Genomic DNA, 15,894 nt, shown 5'->3' with positions numbered 1-15,894 from the left:
GGGAGGTGCGGGGTCCGGCCACGAGCCGTGCCCGGACACCGGTGGGAGAGTCGTTACCCTGGGGGCGTGAAGCACTCGGAGTTCGCCGGCGCCGTGGAGGCCACGTTCGGCAGCTACGGCGCGAGCGTGCGCGCGGATCTCGTGCTCTCTGCGCTCGGCGGGCGCACGCCCGATGAGGCGCTCGCGGACGGCGCCGCACCCCAACGCGTCTGGGATGCGATGTGCGACGCCCTCGACCTGGGCGAGGCGCAGCGTTTCCCGCATCGGCGGGGTCACCGCCGCGCCTGAGACCACACGGCGAGGGCGCCGGTGCGATGACCCGCACCGGCGCCCTCGCCGTTCTCCTGGACCGGCCGGCCGTCAGGCCGCCAGGTGTCGCCTGCGCGCCAGCACGACTGCGGCACCGGCTGCCAGCAGGAGTGCCCCGAGGCCGATGAGGCCGCCCGCCTGGCCGCCGGGTGCCCCGGTCGTGGCCAGGTCTCCCGGCGGCGTCGCCCCGTCTGCGCCGTCCGTGCCGTGCGAAGAGTCTGCGCCGTCCGGACTATCCGAGGCATCCGGCCCGCCCGTGTCGGTCGGGGACGGCCCGCCGGTGTCCGAGGGGGAGGGCTCGCCGGTGTCGGTCGGGGACGGGCTCGGCTGGGCAGCGATGACGTCGAAGGTGGCGTCGGCGCGGACCGTCGGGTCGTTCGCCGCCGGATCGGCGGGGACGACGCTCACCTCGTACGTCCCCGCCGTCGCGTCCGCGGGGACATCGACGGCCACGACGGCGCGACCGTGCTCGTCCGTGGTGAACGTGGCCGAGCCGAACTCCGTCGTCGCCGTGTAGGCGGTGCCACGCACGAGGCCGGTCACATCGAAGGCGGTCGTGTCCCCGGCCTCGACGTCGCCGGCGATGAGTTCCGGCGTGGGCCGGAACCGGGTGTCCACCATGCATTCGTCGCCGGTGATCACGTTCGAGTGCACGTCCTTGGTCGGCACGCCCTCCGCGCCCGGTATGTCCGCCGGCACCACGAGGGTGTCGACGTAGGCGTTCGCGATCTGCGTGGCGCACTCGGAGCCGCCGTAGGAGGTGTGGCTGTAGCCGGCCACCGTGAGGAGCGTGGCGCCCATCGCGGCGGCGGCCACCACGCCGTTGTCGTACGGTGTCGCCGAGTCGTACGTGGTGGAGACGACCAGCACGTTCGGCATCGCCTCGAGGGTCTCGCCGGCGGGCAGCGTGAACTGATCCTCGTAGTAGGTGCACCAGTCCTCGACGGGCGCCATTCCGCGCTCGGGATGGTCGTTCGTGCGGGGATCGGTGAACGGCGCCGCCGCATAGTAGCCCTCGAGGTCGGCGATGATGCCGGCCGTGTCCTCGTTGTAGCCCGGCGGGGTGCCGGCGTCGGTGCACCAGATCGACGGGAACGCGGCCAGGTCGAGCGAGTAGGAGCCGTCGGGGCCACGGCCCGCATACGCGTCCGAGAGGATCATCATCCAGTCCTCGTTGCCCTCGACGGCGTCGGTCGCCTCGAGCAGGCCGGAGTTGAGGTAGCCCCAGTAGGCCTCGGTGTACATCGCCATGAGCGTGCCCTGGTTGAAGTCCGCGAAGCTCAGCGGCCGCGGGCCCCCGATCGAGCTGGAATACGTCTGGGCGCCCCAGGCCGCCCGGGCGATGTCGCGGTACCGCTCGAGCAGGGCGGGAACCGTGTTGTCGGGTGTCTCTCCGTCCGGGACGTCGTCGGTGCCCTGATACAGGGCGCACTCGAACGTCTCGGTGGTGCCCGCTTCGTCGACGACGACCTCCTGGCCCTCCATGCCCGCGCACCAGGCGAGGAACTGCTCGAACGTCGCCTGGAAGCCCGCGATCTGAGCGGTCGCGCCGTCCTGCCCGATCGACTTCGCGTACTCGGAGTATTTCGCGAGCTCGTCGGGGTTGTTCTCGAGCACATTGACGACGCCGTCGATCACCATCGCGCGGATGTTGTCCGGGAACTGGCGGGCGTACTCGTAGCCGATCGACGTGCCGTAGGAGAAGCCGATGTAGTTGAGCTTCTCGTCGCCGAGGACGCTGCGCAGCAGGTCGAGATCCTTGACGACGTTCACGGTTCCCGAGGCGCCGATGAGGGCACGGCCGTCGATCCCGAACGGCGCGCCGGTGTTCTCGTAGCACTCGTCGGTGTTGTACTCCAGGATGGCGTTGAGTTCGCTCGCAGCCAGGCCGTCGGACCCCTCCCGTTGCCGGTCCCAGGCGTCGTTCGACTGGCAGCGGATCATCGGAACGGAGGCGCCGACGCCGCGCGGGTCGATCCCGACCGTGTCGAAGTCCTCGGCCAGGCCCGCGAACATCCCACTGCCGGCGAGCACCAGGCCCGGGCTGCCCGGGCCGCCCGGGTCGGTGAACACGGCCCCTCGGCTCTCGCCGGTCGCGTTCGCGCGGGCGACCGCGAGGGCGATCGTGTCCCCGCCCGGGTCGGCGTAGTCGAGGGGGGCGATGACGTAGGCGCACTCGTCGGCCCCGCCGGTGGCGCCGAAGCCCGCGCAGGAGCCCCACTCGACCTGCTGGTCGTAGAACTCCTCGAGCCCGTCCGGCACGGTGCCGGCGCCCTCGCCGCCCGGAGCCGGCCGCGGGATCGTGTACTCGTCGTCTCCGGTGGCGAACCGCTCCGCCGCCGGGGCGATGCCGTACCCCTGGGGATCGGGCACGATCGCCTCGAAGTCGGTCGGGTCCGGAACGGGAAGGGCCGAGGGGAGCGGAGCGCTCGCGCGTGCGGCGAACGACCGGATCACCCGTTCGACCTCGTCGGAGCTCGCATCGGGGGCGAGCAGGTCGCCCGCGGGTCCGGGGATCAGAGCGCCGTCCGGCTCGGGTAGCGGTGGCGGTGGTAGCGGATCGGCGGCCGCCGGCCCGGCCGTCAGGAGGGTCGCCACCAGTGCGGCGGCACTGAGAACGGCTGTGCGTTGTCCCCATCGTGGCATCGTGAGCTGACCTCATCATCTTCTCGTGGGCACCCCGGAGGGTCGTCGCATCGGTGCGACACTCCGAGGGTAGCGGGCTCGTGGTGCTCGATGGGTGCAGAACCCGACGGGTGGTGCCCGTATCCCGGCGTGTCGGATCCTCGCATTCGAACGTCCGTGCGGTTAGGCTGTGGACTGTGAGGACGACGCGGCTCCGTCCACAGTTCGGGTCGGTGCTGCGGCGGATGTCGGTGGTCGGGCATAGCCTCCCAGGTATCGCGCTCGGAGAGGGCGCAATGGCCTGAACAGACCAGTTCCATACCCGCAGCGGCGACCCGGACGGGGCGCCCGAATGAGAAAGAGGCACCGTTATGGCTGCTCCCAAGGCAGATCGCGAGAAGGCACTCGAGGCCGCCCTCGGCCAGATCGACCGCCAGTTCGGCAAGGGCTCGATCATGCGCCTGGGCGACGACACCCGCCCCCGCGTCGCGGTGATCCCCACCGGGTCGATCGCCCTCGACGTCGCCCTCGGCACCGGCGGCCTCCCCCGAGGCCGGGTCGTCGAGATCTACGGTCCGGAGTCCTCCGGTAAGACCACCGTGGCGCTGCACGCCGTCGCCAACGCCCAACGGGCCGGCGGGATCGCGGCCTTCATCGACGCCGAGCACGCACTCGATCCGGAGTACGCCAAGAAGCTCGGCGTCGACACCGATGCGCTCCTCGTCTCCCAGCCCGACACGGGGGAACAGGCCCTGGAGATCATGGACATGCTCATCCGTTCCGGGGCGCTCGACGTCGTGGTGATCGACTCGGTCGCCGCGCTCGTGCCCAAGGCCGAGATCGAGGGGGAGATGGGCGATTCCCACGTCGGTCTCCAGGCCCGGCTCATGTCGCAGGCGCTGCGCAAGATCACCGGCGCACTCTCCGCCTCGGGCACCACGGCGATCTTCATCAACCAGCTCCGTGAGAAGATCGGCGTCTTCTTCGGCAGCCCGGAGACCACCACGGGCGGCAAGGCCCTCAAGTTCTACGCCTCGGTCCGCATCGACGTGCGCCGGATCGAGACCCTCAAGGACGGCACGAACGCGGTCGGTAACCGCACCCGCGCGAAGATCGTGAAGAACAAGATGGCGCCGCCGTTCAAGCAGGCCGAGTTCGACATCGTCTACGGGCTGGGGATCTCCCGCGAGGGCGGACTCATCGACCTCGGCGTCGAGAACGGCATCGTTCGCAAGTCCGGATCCTGGTACACCTACGAGGGCGATCAGCTCGGCCAGGGCAAGGAGAACGCCAGGAACTTCCTGCGCGACAACCCCGACCTCGCGATCGAGATCGAGGAGAAGATCAAGGCCAAGCTCGGTATCGGTGCCGCCGCGGACACGGCCGCGGAGAACGAGGTCGCCCCGGTACCCGTCGACTTCTGATGGCGGGCACAGACCCGGCCGCGGACGATCCGACCTCAGCCGCGGACGATCCGCCCCCGGCCGGGGACCTGCCGCGGGATCCGGCGAGCGCCGAGGCGACCGCCGACACGATCGCGCAGCTGCGCACGATGCTCGCCGACCACGCGGCCGGCCGCCTCCCCAGCGACCTGTGGCAGGCCTCCGAGCCCGCCGCCGGCACCGGTGAGGCGGTGGCGTCGCCCGAGCCGGTACCGCCGGGATCGGAACCCGCACCCGAGTCGGTACCCGCCCGCCGGTCGGCACCCGCCGGTGGGCCGGTGCCCACTGGCCGGTCGGCACCCGATCCCGCCGGCGTGCCGGCTGCGGAGGAGGAGCGTGAACGCGCCCGCGAGATCGCTCTCCAGCAGCTGTCCTTCTCGGCGCGCTCCCGCCACCAGCTGGCCCAGGCGATGACCGCCCGAGACGTCCCGGAGCCGATCGTGACCGAGCTGCTCGACCGCTTCGAGCAGGTCGGACTCATCGACGACGCCGAGTACGCGGCGATGCTCGTGCGCACCCGGTACCGGGAGCGGGGCCTCGCGCGCCCCGCCCTCGCGCAGGAACTGCGCCGCAAGGGGATCACCGGCCCACCGGCCGACGCCGCGCTCGACCAGATCGATTCCGGCGACGAGCGCGCCGCCGCGCGCGACCTGATCGCCCGGCGGATCCGCTCGATGGGCGAGGTCGAGCCGGCCAAGCGCCGGCAACGGCTCTATGCGCTGCTCGCCCGGCGCGGCTACGCCGCGGCCGTGGCGGTCTCCGTCGTCGACGAGGCCCTGGCCGCCGAGGGGCTCAACCGCTACTGAGCCCGGTCCGCTCTGCTGGTCACGAGCAGGCCACGGGCAGGCCACGGGCAGGCCACGGGCAGAGCACGGGCAGGGCACGCGTAGACCACGGATAGACCACAGGGGCCCGGATCGCCGATGCGATCCGGGCCCCTGTGGTCTGTGGTCGGTGCCGACCTGGCGGCGCACCGACCTGGCGGGGTCAGCCCTTGACGGAGCCGGACATGAGTCCGCCGACGAAGTACTTTCCGAGCAGGATGTAGACCACGAGGGTCGGCAGCGAGGCGAGGAGTGCGCCCGCCATGGATGCGCCGTAGTCCTGGAGCTGTGCGCCGTTGGCGAGGTTGTTCAGGGCGAGGGTGACGGGCCCATTCGCGGCGGTGGAGAAGAACACCGCGAAGAGGAAGTCGTTCCAGGCGGAGGTGAACTGCCAGATGAGCACGACCACGAAGCTCGGGATCGAGATCGGGAGCACGACCGAGGCGTAGGTACGGAACATGCCCGCGCCGTCCACGCGTGCCGCCTCGATGAGTTCGTTCGGAACGGACTCGTAGTAGTTGCGGAAGATGAGCGTGCAGATCGGGATGCCGTAGACGATGTGCAGCAGCAGCAGGGAGGGCACGCCCGAGGGCACGTTGAGCCCGAGGAGGAGCTGGTTGAGCGGGATGATCACGGCCTGGTAGGGGATGAACATCCCGAACAGGATGAGCGTGAACACGATGTTCGCGCCGCGGAAGCGCCAGCGGCTCAGCACGAAGCCGTTGAGCGATCCGAGGAAGGCCGCGACGATCGCCTGCGGGATGACGAACTGGACGCTGCGCCACATCGAGGGGGAGAGGGTGTCCCACGCCTTGGCCCAGTTCTCGAGGGTCCAGTTCTGGGGCAGGGTCCACGCATTCGTGGCGGTGGCCTCGACGCCGCTCTTGAAGCTGGTCACGAGGAGCACGTAGACGGGGATGAGCACGAGGACGAGCCCGAAGTAGAGCGCCAGGTATCGCAGCGTGCGGGCGGGGCGGAAGCGGGAGGTCGACGTGGTGCGCAGGGGCATGGTCGCGGTGGTCATCGGGCGCCCTCCTCTTTGCTCGTGTAGATCAGGTAGGGCACGACGAGGATCGCGACGATGACCAGCAGGATGCCGCCGACCGCCGCCGCGTTGGCGAAGTCGTAGTTCGACTTGAAGATGTACATGTCGACTGCGGGGACCTTGGTCTGGTAGTTCGAGGCCTTCGAGATCGCCATGATCAGGTCGAAGGACTTGAGCGACATGTGTCCGATGATGATGAGGGCCGAGAGGGCCACCGGCGTCAGCTGCGGGAACACGACGTGGCGGTAGACCTGCCACTCGCTGGCGCCGTCCATGCGTCCGGCCTCGCGCAGCTCGTCGGGGACGCCGCGGAAACCGGCGAGGAAGAGCGCCATGACGTAGCCCGAGAGCTGCCAGACGGCGGGCAGGGCGATCGCCGCCACGCCCCACGAGATGTTGTTCCACCAGGGGTTCTGGAGGAAGTCGAGGCCGACCATCTGGAAGAGCCGGTTGAGGCCGCTGGCGTGCTCGCCCTGGTTGGAGTTGAGGAGCCAGCGCCACACGACACCGGAGGCGATGAAGGAGACGGCCATCGGGAACAGGTAGATCGAGCGGAAGACGCCCTCACCCTTGGTCGGGCGCTCGAGCAGCCAGGCCCACAGGAAGCCGATGACCATCGTGCCCACGAGGAAGACGACCGTGAACACCACGAGGTTGCGCAGCGAGTGCTGGAAGTCGGGATCGGCGAACAGGTCGAGATAGTTGCGGAACCCGACCCAGCTCACCGGCTTGCCGCCGGCCGCCTGCGCGGAGGTGTGGTTGTCCGTGAAGGACGTATTGAAGTTGATCGCTATGAAGCCGTAGACGAAGACTCCGAGCAGCAGGATCGATGGGGCGAGCATCAGCAACGGAGGCCCCAGTCGTTTCAGGCGGTTCACGTGACTCCTTTTCGTGCCTGATTGTGGACGGCGGCGGTGCGTCGGGCGGTCCGGTCCGGATCCGGTGTGGTCCGGACCGTACCCTCCCGTGCGCGATCGGTGGCCGCTTCCGGCCACGGACCGCAGCGGGCGGGTGCCCCGTCCTGGAGCACCCGCCCGGTGTGCGTCGTGCGAGGGGTCAGCCGTTGACGGCTGCTCCGAGCTCGCTCTGGAAGGTGGCCAGGTCGGAGCCACCGGCGGTGAACTTGCTCACCGCGTCGGTCACGCCGTTGAGGACCGCGACCGGAGCGGCCGCGCCGTGCGCGAGCGAGGGAACGATCGTGTCGTTCGCGTAGGACTCGATGGCGGTCTGCTGGTACTCGGAGAACTCCGAGGGGTCCGCGTCGGTCCGGGCCGGGATCGAACCCTTGGCCTTGTTGAACGCGACCTGGCCCTCGAGCGAACCGATCGTCTCGAGCCAGGCCTTCGCGCCCTCGGCGTGCTTGGCGCCCACGGGCAGGGTGAAGGAGTCGGCGAGGAAGCCGAACTGCTCGTCCGAACCCGGGACCGGGAAGTCGACGAAGCCGGTGCCGCGCTCGATGTCGTTCTCCTCGAACAGGGCCACGGCCCAGTCGCCCATGACGTTGTAGCCGGCGACGCCGTCGATGACCTTCTGGGTGGCGTCGGGCCAGTCCAGACCGTCACGGTCGGTGTTCGTGAAGCCGATGAGCGTCTCGAAGTGCTCGAGCGCGCCGGTCACCTCGGCGCTCGCCCAGTCGGTCGAACCGTTCCACAGGCCGTTGTAGCCCTCGGCGCCGAGATCGGCCATGAGCACGGTCTCGAGCAGGTTGACCTGGGTCCAGGGCGCCGCGACCGACAGGGCGGTCGCGCCGGAGTCGGCGACCTTCTGCAGGTCCGCGATCCACGCGTCGATGTCCTCCGGCACCGCGGCCGGGTCGACACCGGCGGCCTCGAGCACCTCGGGGTTGGCCCACACGACGTTCGAGCGGTGGATGTTCGAGGGCACCGAGTAGATCTTGCCGTCGACGGTGAGCAGGTCGAGCAGGTCCTGGGGGAAGACCTCGTTCAGGCCGAACTCGTCGTACAGGCCCGAGACGTCTTCGAGCTGGCCCGCGTCGATGTAGTCCTGCAGCTCCATGCCCGCGTGGGCCTGGAACGTGTCCGGCGGGTCGCCGGCCTGCAGTCGGGTCTGCAGGAGGTCCTTCGCCGCCGAACCGGCGCCGCCGGCGACCGCGCCGTTGATGAACTCGGTGTCGGGGTGCTGCTCGGCGAAGACCGCCTCGAGCGCCTGCAGGCCGGTCAGTTCCGAACCGGCCGCCCACCAGGTGAAGACCTCGACCTTGCTGGCCGAGTTGTCGCCACCGGCGTCGGCGTTGTCGCCGTCGTCGCTACCGCCGCCGCAGGCGGTGAGCACGAGTCCGGCTGCCGCAAGCGCAGCGACCGCTGAGATGCGTCGCATCTGGTCACTCCTTTGTGTAGGGGAGGGGAGTTAGAGGACATCGTATGCTTCCGCACCGTCGTCCTGACCCACACAAGTCCACAAATACTCAGAAAACAACAAATGTACTCAAACTGTGATCTGGAGCTGGGGGCCGTGCGGGTGTGCCCGATGGGGGGAATCGGGGCCAGGTTGCACGGATCGAGCGGCGGCGTCGATGTGTGAGCCACACGGTACGGCCCCTTGATAACGTTGTCAACGCGTGTGAGGCCCCTCACCCCGGGAGCGTGTCGCGCGCGGCTTGTACGATCGGTTCCCGTGACCTCTCCAGCAGCCCCGCCGCTCGACTCCCCGGCCGCTCTCCCCGCCGTGGGGGCGGGTGACCGCGGCCGGCCCCGCACCTACCTCGTGCGCACCCTCGGGTGTCAGATGAACGAGCACGACTCGGAGCGGATGGCGGGGCTGCTCACCGACGCCGGCTATGTCGAGGCCCCGACCGCGGGTGCGGGCTCGCTCCTCGGCGAGGTCGACGGCGCCGACGTCGTCGTGATCAACACCTGTGCGGTGCGCGAGAACGCCTCCGACCGGCTCTACGGCAACCTGGGACAGCTCGCCTCCATCAAGAAGCGCCGGCCGGGCTTCCAGATCGCCGTCGGCGGCTGCCTCGCGCAGCAGGATCGGGCCGGGATCGTCGAGCGCGCACCCTACGTCGACGTCGTCTTCGGCACCCACAACATCGACGTCCTGCCGGTGCTGCTCGAACGGGCCCGGCACAACGAGGAGGCCCAGGTCGAGATCGAGGAGGCGCTCAAGACCTTCCCCTCCACGCTGCCCACGAAGCGCGACAGCGCCTTCTCGGCCTGGGTCTCCATCTCCGTCGGCTGCAACAACACGTGCACCTTCTGCATCGTGCCGCACCTGCGCGGCAAGGAGCGCGACCGCCGGCCCGGTGACGTGCTCGCCGAGGTCGGGGCGGTGGTCGCCGAGGGGGCCATCGAGGTCACCCTGCTCGGCCAGAACGTCAACTCCTACGGCGTGGGCTTCGGCGACCGCGGGGCGTTCGCGAAGCTGCTGCGCGCGTGCGGCCGCATCGAGCACCTCGAGCGGCTCCGCTTCACCTCCCCGCACCCGGCGGCGTTCACGGACGACGTGATCGAGGCGATGGCCGAGACCCCGGCCGTCATGCCGACCCTGCACATGCCCCTGCAGTCCGGTTCCGACCGGGTGCTGCGGGCGATGCGCCGGTCGTACCGCTCGGCCAAGTTCCTCGGCATCCTCGACCGCGTCCGTGCCCGCATCCCGGACGCCGCCATCACCACCGACCTGATCGTCGGGTTCCCGGGCGAGACCGAGGAGGATTTCCAGGCCACCCTCGAGGTGGTCGAGCGGTCTCGGTTCTCCTCCGCCTTCACCTTCCAGTACTCCCCGCGCCCCGGCACGCCGGCCGCGACGATGCCCGATCAGGTGCCCGCGGACGTCGTCGCCGACCGCTACCGCCGGCTGCTCGCCCTGCAGGAGCGCATCTCAGGCGAGGAGAACGCGGCCCAGGTGGGCCGCACGGTCGAGGTCCTGCTCGCCGATTCGGACGGCCGCAAGGACGCGGCGACCGCGCGCGTGTCCGGTCGCGCCCCCGACAACCGGCTCGTGCACGTGGGGCTTCCCCCCGACGTCGCCGCCCTCCCCGCCGACCGTCGCCCCCGCCCCGGGGACCTCGTCACCGCCACGATCACCCACGCGGCCCCCCACCACCTCATCGCGGACTCCGGCCCGGCCGGAGGGACGTTCGCGCTGCGGCGCACCCGTGCGGGCGACGCGTGGGAGCGGGCCCGCCACGCCGTCGCGGCCGCACAGGCGGAACCCGCGGGGCCGCGTCCCGTCGGGCTCGGGATGCCCGCCCTCCCGCCCTCCCGCCGGCCCGGTGACGGCCCGTGATGGACCCGGTGATGGCCCGGTGATGGGCCGGGCGGGAGCCCCCGCGATCCGGCCGGCCGGAGGCGTCGTCGCGATCGTCGGCCCGACGGCGACGGGCAAGTCCGACCTCGCGCTCGATCTGGCCGAGTCGCTCGACGGCGAGATCGTCAACGCGGATGCGATGCAGCTCTACCGGGGGATGGACATCGGTACGGCCAAGGTGCCGGCGTCCGAGCGTCGGGGCATCGCCCACCACCAGCTCGACGTGCTCGAGGTGACCGACGAGGCGAGCGTGGCCGCGTATCAGCGGCATGCCCGCGCGGACCTGGGCAGGATCGCGGCCGCCGGGCGGCGAGCGATCGTCGTCGGCGGCAGCGGGCTCTACGTGCGGGCGCTGCTCGACCGCATCTCCTTTCCCGGCACCGACGAGGCCGTGCGCGCCGGCATCCAGGCCCGCGCCGACGAGCTCGGTCCTGGCCTGCTCCACGACGAGCTGGCCCGGGCGGACCCGGCCGCCGCCGAGCGGATCGACCGTGCCAACACCCGCCGCATCGTGCGGGCGCTCGAGGTGATCGAGCTGACCGGGGAGCCCTTCTCGGCCCGGCTGCCGACGTATACGTACGAGATCGAGGCGGTTCAGCTCGGCATCGCCGTGCCCGCCGTCGACCTCGAGGATGCGATCGGGCGGCGCACGCGGGCGATGTTCGCCGCCGGCCTGGTCGAGGAGACCGAGGAGCTGCTCGCCCGCGGCCTGGCCGGCGGCCCCACCGCGGCGAGGGCGGTCGGATACGCCCAGGCGATCGGCGTCGTCCGCGGCGAACTAGGGGTCGAGGAGGCGCGCGACCAGGTCGCCCTCGCCACCCGGCAACTGGCGCGCCGCCAGCTCAAGTGGTTCCGGCGGGACCCGCGCGTGACCTGGCTCGAACCCGGTTCGGACCTGGCCCGCCGAGCGCATAGGCTCTGCCCATGAGCACCGATCCCACCCTCATCGACGAGACCGGCCCCGCGCCCGCGCGGGCCCCGATGATCGACCTGACGAAGGCCCACGGCGCCGCCCGGGCCTATCTCGTGCACTGCGACCGCGACGGAACCGGCGAGCTGAGTGCCGCCTCGGTGCGGGCCGTGACCGATCCGGTGCGCGGGATCGGCGCCACGGGCATCATCCGGCTCGTGCTCAGCTCCGTGCTCGGGAAGTCCGGCCCGGCCTGGTTCGTCTCGGCCGTCTCCCCGAGCGGGGGGCCCGCCGTCGTCTCGACCGGCGTGCTGCGCGTCGCGGCCGCCTACCTGCACACCAGCGGTGAGGTGAGTGCGGGGGAGGGCGACACGATCGCCCTGCTCTCGGACGCCGGCCGCCACTACGTCACCTACCGGGACGGTCAGTACGGGATCACCGTCGGCGCCTGGCGCGGCCTCGGCGGCACCAAGACCCTCGACGAGGGCTTCAACGCCACCGTCGCCGTCAGCGGCCTCGACGAGCCGCGGCCCGGTCTCCAACTCGACGTGGGCGCCACCCACACGATCGTCGCCCTCGAGTCCGCCGACGAGCTCGCCGGCCTGGATCTGAGCGCACCCACCCGCGTCGAGCCCGCCACGGACGGCACCGGCAGCCTCGCGTTCGTGGTCCCGCTCGGCGAGCGCGACGTCGAGGTGATCGGCGCCGGCGGCGCGGTGACCGGCTCCGAGCGGATCGGGGCGGCGCAGGTCCGGCTCGCCACCGCCGACGGCGCGGAGCTGCTCGGCGACGACTACGCCGCCGCGGCGGCCACGGTCGCCGTGCGCCACTGGCTCGGTGCGGAGGCGGCTGCCGAGTGGGTCGTGCTCACCCCCGGCGGGTCCCAGCGCGTCATCGTGCACCCGTCGCGGTCGGTCGAGGTGGCCGAGGAGATCGTCTTCCCCGCCACGATCGCATGGAAGGCCCAGCCGGCTCAACCGGTCCAGCAGGCCTGAACGGGTCCGATCGGGCCGACGTCCCGTGCCCGCCCGGCCCCCGCTCGCCGGAGGGTGCCCGGATCGGGACGGTTCAGGTGCGCGCCGGGCGCACCCGCAACACCCGGAAGCCCTTGTGGCTGGCGACCCGCGCGACCGTCACCGGCAGCTCCTGCTCGAGCCAGCGGTGCAGCGAGTCCGAGCCGAGGTTCTTGTTCACCACGAGGTAGGCCTCGCCGGCGGGCGCGAGCCGGGGCAGCCACGTGCGCATCATCTCGTGCAGGACCGCCTTGCCCACCCGGATCGGCGGGTTCGACCAGAGCACGTCGATCGGGGCGGGGCCGGCGAACTCCTCGGGCGCGCGGGCCTCGACCGCGAGGCCGTTGCGGTGGGCGTTCACCTCCGTCAACGCCCGTGCCGCCGGATTGACGTCGATCCCCACGACCCGCAACCCCGGCGCGGCATCGGCCATCGCCAGCGCGATCGGCCCCCACCCGCAGCCCAGGTCCACACCGAGGCCGCTCGCCGGCGGGTCCGGGACCTCGCGGAGGAGGACCGCCGTGCCTGGGTCCAGTCGGCCCCCCGAGAACACCCCCGCCGCGGTGCCGGCCGTCATCGGGCGCCCCCGCAGGACCACCCGCACCTCGCGTTCACGCGACCGGGCGGGGGGCTCTGAGCTGAAGTAGTGCGACACGCAGAACAGGATAGGCCCGCGCGGGCGCGCGCTCGCAGCGAAATCACCTTGGCCCGCGACCTGGAGCGTGCGAGAGTGGAGAACACCACTCCACCCCACTCGAAGGATGATATGCCCGCACCTGGTCACGACCGTGGCACCACCGCCCGTGCCGACCACTCCGGCAGCCCGGCACCGGTGAACGACCACCAGCGCGCCGAGGATCTGGTCGCCCGGATCCTCGCCCGGTCCGGAACGGCCCTGCAGGAGCGGGCAGCCGAGCACACCGACTACGACGGCGACCAGTTCGACGTCGAGGAACGCGCGGCCCTCCGCCGGATCGGCGGGCTCTCGACCGAGCTCGAGGACGTCACCGAGGTCGAGAACAGGCAGCTGCGGCTTGAGCGGGTCGTCCTCGCCGGGATCTACACCTCCGGCCGGACCGAGGCCGCCGAGGTCTCGCTCCGGGAGCTCGCCGCGCTCGCCGAGACCGCGGGCTCGACCGTGCGGGGCGGGGTACTGCAGCGGCGCCCCCATCCGGACCCGGCCACCTATCTCGGCTCGGGCAAGTCCCGGGAACTCGCCGACATCGTGCGCGAGACGGGGGCGGACACCGTGATCGTCGACTCCGAGCTGGCTCCCTCCCAGCGGCGCGCGCTCGAGGACGTGGTCCGGGTCAAGGTGATCGACCGGACCGCCCTCATCCTCGACATCTTCGCCCAGCACGCCAAGTCCCGAGAGGGCAAGGCCCAGGTCGAGCTCGCCCAGCTCGAGTACCTGCTGCCGCGGCTGCGCGGCTGGGGCGAATCGATGTCGCGGCAGGCGGGCGGCCGCGCGGCCGGCGGCGAGGGAATCGGCTCCCGCGGCCCCGGTGAGACGAAGATCGAGCTCGATCGCCGACGGATCCGCTCGCGGATGTCCAAGCTGCGCCACGAGATCGCCGCGATGGCCCCGGCCCGGGAGACCCAGCGTCAGCACCGGCGCGCGGGCGCCGTGCCCTCGGCGGCGATCGTCGGCTACACGAACGCGGGAAAGTCCTCCCTGCTCAACCGCCTCACCGGCGCCGGGGTGCTCGTGGAGAACGCGCTGTTCGCGACCCTCGATCCGACGGTGCGCCGCTCGCGCACTCCCGACGGGCGCGAGTACACGCTCGCCGACACCGTCGGCTTCGTGCGGAGCCTGCCCACCGAACTGGTCGAGGCGTTCCGATCGACGCTCGAGGAGGTCGGCCTCTCCGACGTCGTCGTGCACGTGGTCGACGCGGCGCACCCGGACCCGGAGGGCCAGATCGTCTCCGTCCGGGACGTGCTGCGCGACATCCCCGGGACCGCCGACCTGCCGGAGCTCGTGGTGCTCAACAAGGCCGACCTCGCCGAACCGGAGACCCTGGCCCGACTGCGCACCGCCGAGCCCGGGGCGATCATCGTCTCCGCGGCCACGGGCGCCGGGATCGAGGAGCTGCGCGAGCGGATCGCCGCGGACCTCCCGCGGCCGCGGATCGAGGTCGACCTCGTCGTGCCCTACGACCGGGGCGACCTCGTGCACCGGGCGTACACGACCGGGGAGGTGCTCAGCGAGCTGCACGACGCCGAGGGCACCCACCTCGTCGCCCGGGTCGACGAGGTGCTGGCGACCGATCTGCGGAAGGCGACCCAGGCGTCGTCCTGACGCCAGCGGGCCGCCCCGGCGACGCGGCTAGACGCTCGCCGGGGGGCGTTCGCCCGAACCCCGTTCGATGAGACGCACGGGCAGCGTGACGTTCTCCGGCGGCCGCGAGTCGCCCGCGATCCGATCGAAGAGCAGCTCGGCCGCACGGCGCCCCATCCCGCTCGCATCCTGCGCCACGACGGTCACGGGCGGGTCGAGAACGTCGGCCAGCTCGAAGTCGTCGAACCCGACGAGTGCGAGTCGCTGCAGGATCCGCCGGCCCGTGCGGAGCGCGGCATGGGTGAGCCGGTTGTTGCCCGTGATGAGCGCCGTGGGAGCCGGATCGAGGTCGAGCAACCGGGCCAGCACGGCGTCGACCTCCGCCACGTTCGGGGTGCCGAGGTGGATGAGGCGCTCGTCGACGCCGGCGCCTGCGGCCTCGAGGGCGGCGCGGTAGCCGGAGGCGCGCTCCCGCGCGGTGTACAGGGACGGGTTGTCGCCGAGGTAGGCGATCCGCCGATGGCCGTGGGCGAGGAGGTGCTCGGTGGCCAGGCGGGTGCCGCCCGCGTTGTCGGCGAGCACCGTGTCGGCCTCGAGCCCGCGCACCGGCCGGTCGATGAACACGAGCGGGGCGCCCATACGCAGCTCGGTCGCCAACCCCTCCGACTCGATGCCCTCGGTCGGGGTGAGGAGCTGTCCCTCGACCTGGCGGCCGTTGAAGGTGTTGACGAGCCCGACGGCGCGGGCGGGATCCCCCTCGGAGGAGGCCGCGACGAGGAAGACCTCGCGTGCCGCGGCGACCTCCTCCGCGGCACGGGTGACCACCGAGTAGAACGGGTCGGAGACGTCCTCCATGACGAACGAGATCGTGTTCGTGGAGCCCTGGCGCAGCTGGCGCGCGAACTCGTTGCGGCGATACCCGACGGCATCGATCGCGGCGGTCACGCGCGCTAGCATGTCGTCACTGACGTAGGGATCACCGTTGACTACCCGGGAGACCGTCTTGTGGCTCACGCCCGCGAATGCAGCGACATCGTGCATCGTGGGCCGCGACGTGCCCCGTCGACGTGAGTGGGAGGGCCCGGCAGTCGTCATGGCGGACGATCCTTTCTGGTGTGCTCCGACCGGAGCCAGGTGGCGAGATGGCCGGAATCAAGCGATTGACATCGTTAACAG

Annotated in this window: 13 protein-coding genes; 7 read left to right on the top strand and 6 right to left on the bottom strand. The window is 71.5% G+C overall.

Annotated elements, in window-relative coordinates:
- The first annotated feature begins 66 nt into the window (after positions 1-66).
- The gene (locus GCG21_RS05980) at positions 67-288 is read left to right on the top strand and encodes a DUF3046 domain-containing protein (protein WP_153878329.1); all 222 of its coding nucleotides are present in this window, start codon (positions 67-69) and stop codon (positions 286-288) included.
- Positions 289-360: 72 nt separating this feature from the next.
- Here GCG21_RS05980 and GCG21_RS05975 read toward each other — a convergent pair whose 3' ends face one another.
- The gene (locus tag GCG21_RS05975; RefSeq protein WP_152818353.1) at positions 361-2,907 is read right to left on the bottom strand and encodes an alpha/beta fold hydrolase; all 2,547 of its coding nucleotides are present in this window, start codon (positions 2,905-2,907) and stop codon (positions 361-363) included.
- 398 nt (positions 2,908-3,305) lie between these two features.
- On the opposite strand from GCG21_RS05975, the gene recA reads away from it, so the two are divergent.
- Both recA and GCG21_RS16650 read left to right on the top strand, forming a co-directional pair.
- Positions 3,306-4,358, top strand: a complete 1,053-nt coding sequence (recA, locus tag GCG21_RS05970) for a recombinase RecA (RefSeq protein ID WP_152818352.1) — start codon at positions 3,306-3,308, stop codon at positions 4,356-4,358.
- Positions 4,358-5,182, top strand: coding sequence for a RecX family transcriptional regulator (locus GCG21_RS16650; RefSeq protein WP_227993335.1), 825 nt, complete (start codon positions 4,358-4,360; stop codon positions 5,180-5,182). Before recA ends, GCG21_RS16650 begins: the two co-directional genes overlap by 1 nt.
- Before the next feature lie 181 nt (positions 5,183-5,363).
- Here GCG21_RS16650 and GCG21_RS05960 read toward each other — a convergent pair whose 3' ends face one another.
- From GCG21_RS05960 to GCG21_RS05950, 3 genes are all read right to left on the bottom strand, one after another.
- Positions 5,364-6,224, bottom strand: a complete 861-nt coding sequence (locus GCG21_RS05960; protein ID WP_152818351.1) for a carbohydrate ABC transporter permease — start codon at positions 6,222-6,224, stop codon at positions 5,364-5,366.
- On the bottom strand, positions 6,221-7,087 hold the full coding sequence (locus GCG21_RS05955; RefSeq protein ID WP_152818460.1) for a carbohydrate ABC transporter permease: 867 nt from the start codon (positions 7,085-7,087) through the stop codon (positions 6,221-6,223). The genes GCG21_RS05960 and GCG21_RS05955 overlap by 4 nt, the downstream gene beginning before the upstream one ends.
- A gap of 214 nt (positions 7,088-7,301) precedes the next feature.
- Positions 7,302-8,582 carry an ABC transporter substrate-binding protein gene (locus GCG21_RS05950; RefSeq protein WP_152818350.1) on the bottom strand — a complete coding sequence of 427 codons (1,281 nt, stop codon included), beginning with the start codon at positions 8,580-8,582 and terminating at the stop codon, positions 7,302-7,304.
- Positions 8,583-8,879: 297 nt separating this feature from the next.
- Between GCG21_RS05950 and miaB the strand changes: the two genes are divergently transcribed.
- From miaB to GCG21_RS05935, 3 genes are read left to right on the top strand one after another with little or no spacing between them, the layout of a single operon-like run.
- Positions 8,880-10,493 (top strand): tRNA (N6-isopentenyl adenosine(37)-C2)-methylthiotransferase MiaB, encoded by a 1,614-nt coding sequence (miaB, locus tag GCG21_RS05945; RefSeq protein ID WP_370517329.1) that lies wholly within the window; start codon positions 8,880-8,882, stop codon positions 10,491-10,493.
- Between the two features lie 22 nt (positions 10,494-10,515).
- Positions 10,516-11,442 carry a tRNA (adenosine(37)-N6)-dimethylallyltransferase MiaA gene (miaA, locus tag GCG21_RS05940; RefSeq protein WP_152818348.1) on the top strand — a complete coding sequence of 309 codons (927 nt, stop codon included), beginning with the start codon at positions 10,516-10,518 and terminating at the stop codon, positions 11,440-11,442.
- On the top strand, positions 11,439-12,419 hold the full coding sequence (locus GCG21_RS05935) for a hypothetical protein (protein WP_152818347.1): 981 nt from the start codon (positions 11,439-11,441) through the stop codon (positions 12,417-12,419). The genes miaA and GCG21_RS05935 overlap by 4 nt, the downstream gene beginning before the upstream one ends.
- A gap of 73 nt (positions 12,420-12,492) precedes the next feature.
- Here the strand turns inward: GCG21_RS05935 and GCG21_RS05930 are convergent, their stop codons facing one another.
- Positions 12,493-13,092, bottom strand: a complete 600-nt coding sequence (locus GCG21_RS05930) for a class I SAM-dependent methyltransferase (protein WP_370517328.1) — start codon at positions 13,090-13,092, stop codon at positions 12,493-12,495.
- 111 nt (positions 13,093-13,203) lie between these two features.
- Between GCG21_RS05930 and hflX the strand changes: the two genes are divergently transcribed.
- The gene (gene hflX, locus GCG21_RS05925) at positions 13,204-14,739 is read left to right on the top strand and encodes a GTPase HflX (protein WP_152818346.1); all 1,536 of its coding nucleotides are present in this window, start codon (positions 13,204-13,206) and stop codon (positions 14,737-14,739) included.
- 27 nt (positions 14,740-14,766) lie between these two features.
- On the opposite strand, the gene GCG21_RS05920 is transcribed toward hflX, so the two are convergent.
- Positions 14,767-15,759: a LacI family DNA-binding transcriptional regulator gene (locus GCG21_RS05920; protein ID WP_152818458.1), complete on the bottom strand. Its 993-nt coding sequence runs from the start codon at positions 15,757-15,759 to the stop codon at positions 14,767-14,769.
- Positions 15,760-15,894: the final 135 nt, after the last annotated feature.

This window comes from Pseudactinotalea sp. HY160 (genome assembly GCF_009372055.1).
GTDB lineage: Bacteria > Actinomycetota > Actinomycetes > Actinomycetales > Beutenbergiaceae > HY158.
The sequence above is the reverse complement of the archived record's forward strand: the minus strand, read 5'-3'. Positions and strand labels throughout refer to the sequence as shown.